Annotated in this window: 9 protein-coding genes and 2 pseudogenes; 5 read left to right on the plus strand and 6 right to left on the minus strand. The window is 63.6% G+C overall.

Annotation, left to right across the window (positions count from 1 at the left end):
- Positions 1-119 (minus strand): annotated as a pseudogene (locus tag EOC06_RS43135) (SAM-dependent methyltransferase); the annotation flags it as partial.
- Between the two features lie 136 nt (positions 120-255).
- On the opposite strand from EOC06_RS43135, the gene gloB reads away from it, so the two are divergent.
- Positions 256-1,023: a hydroxyacylglutathione hydrolase gene (gene gloB / locus EOC06_RS22245; protein WP_128308798.1), complete on the plus strand. Its 768-nt coding sequence runs from the start codon at positions 256-258 to the stop codon at positions 1,021-1,023.
- 19 nt (positions 1,024-1,042) lie between these two features.
- On the plus strand, positions 1,043-1,471 hold the full coding sequence (locus EOC06_RS22250; protein WP_128308799.1) for a cupin domain-containing protein: 429 nt from the start codon (positions 1,043-1,045) through the stop codon (positions 1,469-1,471).
- A 1-nt stretch (position 1,472) separates the two neighbouring features.
- On the opposite strand, the gene EOC06_RS22255 is transcribed toward EOC06_RS22250, so the two are convergent.
- Genes EOC06_RS22255 through EOC06_RS22265 form a run of 3 tightly spaced genes read right to left on the minus strand, consistent with a single transcriptional unit; the run spans position 1,473 to position 3,914 of the window.
- Positions 1,473-2,159, minus strand: a complete 687-nt coding sequence (locus tag EOC06_RS22255; RefSeq protein WP_128308800.1) for a lysoplasmalogenase — start codon at positions 2,157-2,159, stop codon at positions 1,473-1,475.
- Positions 2,156-3,091 carry a DMT family transporter gene (locus tag EOC06_RS22260; protein WP_127266959.1) on the minus strand — a complete coding sequence of 312 codons (936 nt, stop codon included), beginning with the start codon at positions 3,089-3,091 and terminating at the stop codon, positions 2,156-2,158. The genes EOC06_RS22255 and EOC06_RS22260 overlap by 4 nt, the downstream gene beginning before the upstream one ends.
- Positions 3,092-3,125: 34 nt before the next feature.
- The gene (locus tag EOC06_RS22265; protein ID WP_023811078.1) at positions 3,126-3,914 is read right to left on the minus strand and encodes a DUF3108 domain-containing protein; all 789 of its coding nucleotides are present in this window, start codon (positions 3,912-3,914) and stop codon (positions 3,126-3,128) included.
- 256 nt (positions 3,915-4,170) lie between these two features.
- Here EOC06_RS22265 and rpmB point away from each other — a divergent pair, with 256 nt between their 5' ends.
- The 3 genes from rpmB to EOC06_RS22280 all read left to right on the plus strand — a co-directional run bounded on the left by rpmB (position 4,171) and on the right by EOC06_RS22280 (position 6,065).
- Positions 4,171-4,467, plus strand: coding sequence for a 50S ribosomal protein L28 (gene rpmB, locus EOC06_RS22270; RefSeq protein ID WP_013529373.1), 297 nt, complete (start codon positions 4,171-4,173; stop codon positions 4,465-4,467).
- A 186-nt stretch (positions 4,468-4,653) separates the two neighbouring features.
- Entirely contained in the window at positions 4,654-5,334 is a 681-nt protein-coding gene (locus tag EOC06_RS22275; RefSeq protein WP_128308801.1) for a queuosine precursor transporter, read from the plus strand.
- Positions 5,335-5,393: 59 nt separating this feature from the next.
- On the plus strand, positions 5,394-6,065 hold the full coding sequence (locus tag EOC06_RS22280; protein WP_128308802.1) for a hypothetical protein: 672 nt from the start codon (positions 5,394-5,396) through the stop codon (positions 6,063-6,065).
- A gap of 10 nt (positions 6,066-6,075) precedes the next feature.
- Here EOC06_RS22280 and EOC06_RS22285 read toward each other — a convergent pair whose 3' ends face one another.
- Positions 6,076-7,104, minus strand: a complete 1,029-nt coding sequence (locus EOC06_RS22285) for an esterase-like activity of phytase family protein (protein ID WP_128308803.1) — start codon at positions 7,102-7,104, stop codon at positions 6,076-6,078.
- Positions 7,101-8,109 (minus strand): annotated as a pseudogene (locus EOC06_RS22290) (cobaltochelatase subunit CobT); the annotation flags it as partial. The gene EOC06_RS22285 and the pseudogene EOC06_RS22290, both read right to left, overlap by 4 nt.

The following is an 8,109-nucleotide window of genomic DNA, read 5'->3' on the forward strand; positions in this document are numbered from 1 at the left end:
AGCCGCTCGTTGGGTACCGCTGCCCATATCGACGACAACGCCATGGTGATCGAACGCTCGGCGAAACGGCCGAGTGTTGTCGAATAGAAGGAGCGAAGATCGACGATGTCGGAATGCATGGCAGGGATGTAGCCGTGATATCGGCGGGTTTCAACAAAAGGCCGCGACATCCGACATTCCGAGATGTCATTCGACATCCGGGATGACATCCACGCGCCGGCGCCCTATGTCTGCGGCCATAAACGGAGAGATGCGATGCCGGTCGAAATCGAACAGTTCATGTGCCGCAGCGACAATTTCGGCGTGCTGGTGCATGATCCCAAAAGCGGCCAGACCGCGATCATCGACGCGCCCGAGGAAGCGCCTATCCTGGCCGCGATAAAGCGCACTGGCTGGACGCCGACGATGATCCTGACCACGCATCATCACATGGATCACGTCGAGGCCAATCTGGCGCTGAAGGAGCGCTTCAAGCTGCGCATCGTCGGCCCGGAAGCAGAAAAGGCCAAGATCCCCGGCATCGACGAGACCGTCGAAGACGGCTCAGTTCTCCATCTTGGCGATGAAAAGATCGAAGTCATCGCCACGCCCGGCCACACCGCCGGCCACGTTTCCTACTATTTGCCGGCTTCGGGTGTGGCGTTCACCGCCGACACGCTGTTTGCGCTGGGTTGCGGACGGCTGTTCGAATGCAAGCCGCCGGTGATGTATGAATCGCTGAAGAAGCTGGCTGCACTTCCGGCTGAAACGGCCATCTATTGCGGCCACGAGTATACGCTCTCCAACGCCCGTTTCGCGCTGACCGTCGACCCGACCAATTCGGCATTGAAGGAACGCGCCGCCAGGATCGAAAAGCTGCGCGCCGACAACAAGCCGACGCTGCCGACGACGATCGGCGAGGAGCTGTCGACCAATCCCTTCCTGCGCTGGCACGATCCGGCGATCCGCAAGCATCTGGGGCTGGAGAAAGCTTCGGACGCCGAGGTCTTTGCCGAAATCCGCAAGCGCAAGGACAATTTCTAGGCCCGGTAGTATCGTCGCCATGACCAGCTCCGCAGAAATTATCGCGACGCTCGGCCTGAAGCCGCATCCGGAAGGCGGCTGGTATGCCGAGACCTTTCGCGATGGCACCGGCGGCGCGCGCGGCCATTCGACTGCCATCTATTTCCTGCTTGAGGAGCATCAGGTTTCGGCCTGGCACCGGGTCAAGGACGCCGCCGAGGTCTGGCATTTCCATGCCGGCGCCCCACTGGCACTGGCGATGTGGGAGGAAGGCAGTACCGTTGTGGAGCAGGTGCTCGGCATCGATCTCGCAGCCGGTGAGCGGCCTCAGATCGTCGTGCCGGCAGGCTGGTGGCAGTCGGCGCGCAGCCTGGGCGAATGGACGCTGGTCGGCTGCACCGTCGCGCCGGGCTTCGAGTTTGCCGCCTTTGAGCTGGCCGAACCCGGCTGGCAGCCGAAACAACCCTAACTCAATAAGAACCCAAATTTAGCAGGAACCCAAGTGTCGTCGCGAGCTGGGCGGCGTAGTACAGCGCCCAGACGGCGAAGCGCATCCAGGCGCGGTGGGGCGAGATGGCGGCGACAAGGAATTTCTCGGTGGCGAGCAGCCCGTCCGATACCATGAACAGCACGGCGCCACCGATCACCCACATATTGCTTGTTGTCAGCGCCGAGATGCCCATTGCCAGGATCGCGGCGATATAGACGGTGATCGGGATACGCAGGCCGGGACCGACGCGACGCCACAGCGCCGCCAGCATGATGACCACGAACACCGCCATGGCGAGCCCGATCGCTCCGCGCCACGGCTCGGCGCCAAGCACTCCCAATCCGCCACCGCTGCGCAGGAACAGCGCGACATAGACGATGTGGGCGACGAGAAAACTGGCCAGCCCGCCGAGAAAGGCCTTTTCGCCGTCGCGCGACAGGAAGGCGTCGCCAGCGGCGCTGAGGGCGAGCGCGGCGACCAGCAGCAGCGGGCCGCCCTGCAGTCCGGCCAGCACGGCAAGCATCGCCACGGCAAGCGTCTTTGCCGCCGAGCGGGCGAGCGTCGGCGGCATGCCTAGCGTGAACGCATAGATCACCGCCGCCGCCAGCGAAAAGATCAGTGTCGCATTGGCATTGGCGTCGATGCCGCCCGCAAACGGCATCGTCATGCCCGGCTCCGCCTTTGGATGCCCTGGGCTCCGCCTTCGGATGACCCGGCTCGGCTCTCGGTCGCCGCAGGCTTGCGCAGGAACAGGGATTTTGCGGCGAGCACCGCGCCACCGGTGATGAGCACGCAGGCGGCGAGGATGCGCAGCGACGGCTCGGCGACGCCGGCCGCGATCAGCACCAGCGTCGACAACAGCGGTGCGGCGTAGCTTGCGGCACCCAGCACCTGGATGTTGCCGCGTTTGACGCCGATGTCCCAGGCATAGAAGGCAGCGCCCACCGGCATCAGGCCAAGGCCAAGCACCGCCAGCCACTGGCCGGCGCCGACAGGCAGAACGGTCTGTTCCAGCGCCAGGTGGCAGGCGAGCGACAGCACCGCGGTCGCTGCGCAGAACCAGGTGACGATGCTGGTCGGCACTGACGGGAAGCGCCGCGACAACAACGAATAGGACGACCACAGGACGGCGCAGACGGCAGCCATGGCATAGCCGAAGGAATAGCGGGCGTCGAAGGCCAGCCCGCCACCCTTGGTGACGATCAGCACGGTGCCGGCAAGGCCGAGCAGCGCGCCGACGACATGGTTCCAGGCCAGTTTTTCGCCCGGCATCAGCGCCGAGCCGAGCACGATCAGCAGCGGCCACAGATAGGCGATCAGGCTCGCCTCCACCGCCGGCGCATTGCGCAGCGCGGTGAAATAGAAGAAGTGGTAGCCGAACAGGCCGGCAATGCCGATCAGCCACACCTGCGGCGGTATCTTCTGGCTCTTGTCGGGTGCCGGCATGAACAGCCGCGCGATGAGCCCGACCCCGGTGCCGATCGAGAAGGTGATCGCCGACAAGAGGAACGGCGGCACCTGGCCCGACGCATCGGTGAGCAGTGCGAGCAACGCCCACATGGCGACCGCCGAAAAGCCGATCAGTGTTGCGCGCCCCATTCTGTCTCCAGTGGCGCGCCAATTCCGCGCCTGGCTATTGTACGGCTTCGAAACGCCCGGCGCTGATGGTCAAGGTGCCGATCTGCGTGCCCACCGTGGCACGGATCGGCGCATATACGCCGGTTTGGCCGAGCGGTGCAAACGTCACCATCATGCGGCTTTTGTTCTTGAGATAGTTGAGCGCCTTGCGGCCCTTGCGATAACCCGCCACCGGCTCGAAGCCCATCTGGCAGGTGACGGTGTCGCCCTTGTAGCCTGGGACCGAGATCGTGCCTTTCGACGCGTAGGTCAACGTCAGGTCGGCACGCATCTCGCCGTCATAGAACTTCACCGTGCGGCCGCAGACCTGGTCGAGACTGTCGGCATGAATGACGGTGGCGGCCATAGGATCGAGCACCGACGCCAGGTCGCCGGCACCGAGCGGCACCCAGTTCTTGGGGTCGCGTTTGCCCGGTGCCGGTACGACCTTCGTCGAGGTGACCCTGCCATTGGCAAAGCGGATATCGACCACCGATGCTTTCTTGCCGGAGGTGTAGTCGGCGCGGAATGCCTGCGGCACCATTTTCTTGCCCGCGATCGTGCCCTTGGATGAGATCGTGCCACGCGTGTCGTCGAACAGCTTGGCCAGCCCTGCCGCGGTGACACTGCCTTGGATCGCGTAGGCGCCGTTCTCATAGCGGCTGGAAAACGTTGATTTCGCTATCGAAAGGCCGAGGAACGACACCGTGTACTCGCCCTTGAACGACTGCGGCGAGGCAGCAGACGCGGCGGACGGCAAAGCTATGGCAAGCATGGCAACAAGGGCATGTGGCGAACGAAGCATGGCGGGATCGGGTCCTTGATTTTCGGCCGGAGGCGGGCAACTCCGGTCTGGCATGTCCCTATGGAACCGCTTATAGGATGAATTCCGGCCTTAATATGAAATGACGGGCGCGTCCGTGGGCAAGCCGGAGCTTGACGCCTCGGCGAAATGCAACTATGGAACGCCAACTTTTTCCATAAGGCCGCCTGACCAGAACCGCGCGCCACCCGGCGTGGGCTTGAGTGTTTGGCAGACCCGAGAACTGAAGGTTAGAACCATGTCCCGCACCTGCGAACTCACTGCCAAGGCAGTCATGTCCGGCAACAATGTGAGCCACGCCAACAACAAGACCAAGCGTCGCTTCCTGCCGAACCTCGTCAATGTGACGCTGATTTCGGAAGCGCTGAACCAGAACGTGCGTCTTCGCATTTCGGCCAACGCGCTGCGTTCGGTCGAACATCGCGGCGGCCTCGACGCCTTCCTGGCCAAGGCCGACGTCAAGGAATTGTCGCAGCGCGCCCGTTTGCTGAAGAAGCAGATCGCCAAGAAGACCGCCGAACAGGCTGCCGCTTAAAACAGTTCAAAGGCGGGGGACGACCGCCCTGGCCAACCTCTTGTTGTTGGCCTCTGGCCAACCTTTTGTTGGCCTAGGCATCGGATCGAAGCCGCAAGGTTTCGGCAATCCGATGCTCAAATTCCGAAGCTAGCGTAATCCGATTTAGGAATACGTTCCGCTGGTTCCATTACCCAGGATAAAAAAATGACTTTCTTCTCGCGATACTTACCCTTCGTGGCCGCCATGACGCTTGTCGTCGTGGCATCGAACATTCTCGTGCAATTCCCGATGCAGGGCCAGATCGGCGGCCTCTCGCTGGCCGACCTTCTGACCTGGGGGGCCTTCACCTATCCCTTCTCGTTTCTGGTCACCGACCTCGCCAACCGCCGTTACGGCCCCACTGTGGCGCGCCGGATCGTCTTTGTCGGCTTCATGACGGCGGTGATCTGCTCGATCCTTGTCCCGCCCTTCCTGTTCCGTCACGGCCTGATCGAATTCGAGACCGCCGCCGACCGGCTGGTGCGGATCGCGGCCGCGTCCGGAGCGGCGTTCTTTGCCGCGCAATTGCTCGATGTGACTGTCTTCAACCGGCTGCGCCGCCAGAGCTGGTGGCGCGCGCCGATCGTCGGCACGCTGGTCGGGTCGGTGTTCGACACCGCCGTGTTCTTCACCGTCGCCTTCTCCGCCGCCTTTGCCTTCGCTGGTCCCAACGACGGCTTCGCGCTGGAAACCGCACCTTTGATGGGCGTGTTCCATGTCGACGCCATGCGTTGGATCTCCTGGGCACTTGGCGACCTCAGCGTGAAGCTGATCATCGCCGTGGTGGCGTTGATCCCCTACCGTCTGCTCGCGGCCCGCTGGAGCCAGCCGGCGGTTGCGGCTTAAACCATGATCCCGAAAAGTGGGACCCGATTTTCGGAAAAGATCATGGTCGGACAAAGATCATGATCCCGTGGGTTCAGCTCGATTCGGCAAAGACCCCGGACGGCGGACAAGAACTTCGCCTCAAGCGGCGCGGCACCGAATTCTCGATCATGCTGGGCACCAACGAGCTCATGAACAGCCGCCTCAGCGGTTCCGAGGAAGCGCTGGCAAAACTGTCCTGTGAGCGGATTGCCGGCCATAGCCGGCCCACAATCCTGATCGGTGGGCTTGGCATGGGTTTTACCTTGCGCGCCGCACTCACAGAATTGGCCAATGATGCCGGAATTGTCGTCGCCGAACTGGTGCCCGCCGTCGTCGCCTGGGCACGTGGCCCGATGGCCGAAATCTTTGACGGCTGTCTCGACGATCCTCGCGTCACCATCCAGGAAACCGATGTCGGGCAGTTGATCCGGTCGCGGCCCGCGGCCTGGGACGCCATCCTGCTCGATGTCGACAACGGCCCGGAAGGCATCGTCCACAAATCCAACGACGCACTTTACAGCGTGCAAGGCCTCGCAGCCGCACGCAGCGCCCTGAAACCCGGCGGCGTGCTGGCGGTGTGGTCGCAAGGCCCCGACAGCGGCTTCACGCGGCGGCTGAAGCAGGCAGGCTTCGCGGTCGAGGAGGTCAACACACGCGCCAACGGCAAGCGCGGCGCCCGCCATGTCATCTGGATCGCCACCAGGACGTAAAGCCGGCGGGTCAATCCTGGTGGAGGATGAATTCCAGATAGAGGTTGCGCTGCAGGATCGAGTGGTTGTCGTCGGAGATCAGCGACACCATCAGCGCGCCGTCGTCGCGGGTCCAGACGTCTAGCCCTTCCATATTGTCGATCTGGTAGTCCATGTCGGCCTCCAGCAGCACCGGCCCGTCGGCGACCGCGCCCTTCTCGACGCTTTCGCCGTAGATGCGCCGCAGCCGCATCTTGACGCCGCTGGCCATCGAGAAACTGCGCTCCAGAAGCAACAGATCGCCATCCGGCAGGAAGGCGCCGTCGGTGATGTCGAAATCGCCATTGCGCTTGACGGTGAAGACGCCCTTGTGCGGCCCTTCGATGATGGCGGCATAGATGTTGCCGGCCTTGTCCAGGCTCTTCTCGGAGACCACGACCAGGCCGCCCTCATGCTGGCCGTTGGCATTGGCGTGGGTGACGGTCTCGAAGCCGCGATTCTGGCGCAGCTCCCGGGCCGGCACGACGAAATCCAGCGGCTTGAACGGCGCCTTCATGTCGTTGGGGTCGATCTTGAACTGGGCGACGCGGTGGCTGCGCTCGAAGCCGACAGTGGCGATGCCGTCCTTGACCGCGAGACCTTCCGCATCGACCTCCCATTTCCTGTCGATCGGCCGGCCGGTCTGGTCGACCATCTGCTGCATGCGGAAATTCTGGATGCCGGAGGGTCGCTTTTCCGCGTCGCGGACCACCGTGCCGAAGAACCAGAAGCCGGTGTCGGCAACGCCGATGAAATCACCGCCGGCTTTCAGGAAGCGGAAGGCTGACAGCGCGCCGAAATCGCGTGTCGGCGAGGTCATCTCCAGCCCGCCGACGAATTCGAAAGCGCCGAACTGCTTGTCGGCACGGCCAATGTGGAATTGGGTGATCGGGCGGGCCGAGATTTCGACCGGTTCGACAGAACCAGAGTCGGCCGAACCGGCTGCCGCCGAAGCCACGCCGGAAAGCAGGACGATGGCGGCGAAAAGCGTCTGCCGAAACCCGCCGCGCCTGGAAATCATCCGGCGCGCCGCATACCACCGCCGCGTCGCGTATCCTTCGCGCTTTCCTCGGCGAACAGCGAAGCCAGCTGCTCGGTCATTGCGCCGGCCAGTTCCTCGGCATCGACGATGGTGACAGCGCGGCGGTAGTAGCGCGTGACGTCGTGGCCGATGCCGATGGCCAGCAGTTCCACCGGCGAACGCGTCTCGATCAGCTCGATGACGGCGCGCAGATGGCGCTCGAGATAATTGCCCGGATTGACCGACAGCGTTGAATCGTCGACCGGCGCGCCGTCCGAGATCATCATCAGGATCTTGCGCTGCTCGGGCCGGGCGATCAGCCGGTTGTGCGCCCACAGCAGCGCCTCGCCGTCGATATTTTCCTTGAGCAGGCCTTCGCGCATCATCAGGCCGAGATTGCGCCGCGCCCGCCGCCACGGATGGTCGGCGGACTTGTAGATGATGTGGCGCAGATCGTTGAGCCGGCCAGGATTCGGCGGCTTGCCATCCTTCAGCCATTTCTCGCGCGCCTGCCCGCCCTTCCAGGCCCGTGTGGTGAAGCCGAGGATCTCGACCGAGACGCCGCAACGCTCCAGCGTGCGCGCCAATATGTCGGCGCAGGTTGCCGCGACCGTGATCGGCCGGCCGCGCATCGAGCCGGAATTGTCGAGCACCAGCGTCACCACCGTGTCGCGAAATTTGGTGTCGCGCTCCTGCTTGAACGACAGCGGCTGCATCGGGTCGATGACGACCCGCACCAGCCTTGCCGGGTCGAGGTAACCTTCTTCCAGGTCGAAATCCCAGGAGCGGTTCTGCTGCGCCATCAGCCGGCGCTGTAGCCGGTTGGCCAGCCGCCCAACGACGCCGGACAGATTGGCCAGTTGCTTGTCGAGGAAGGCGCGCAGCCGGTCGAGTTCTTCCTCTTCGCACAGCTCCTCGGCGCCGACCGTCTCGTCGAAAGCGGTGGTGAAGACCTTGTAGTCGATTTCCTTCGGCAGATTGGTGAAGGGATTGTCGTTACGGCGC

This window comes from Mesorhizobium sp. M7A.F.Ca.MR.362.00.0.0, assembly GCF_004023175.1.
Lineage (GTDB): Bacteria > Pseudomonadota > Alphaproteobacteria > Rhizobiales > Rhizobiaceae > Mesorhizobium.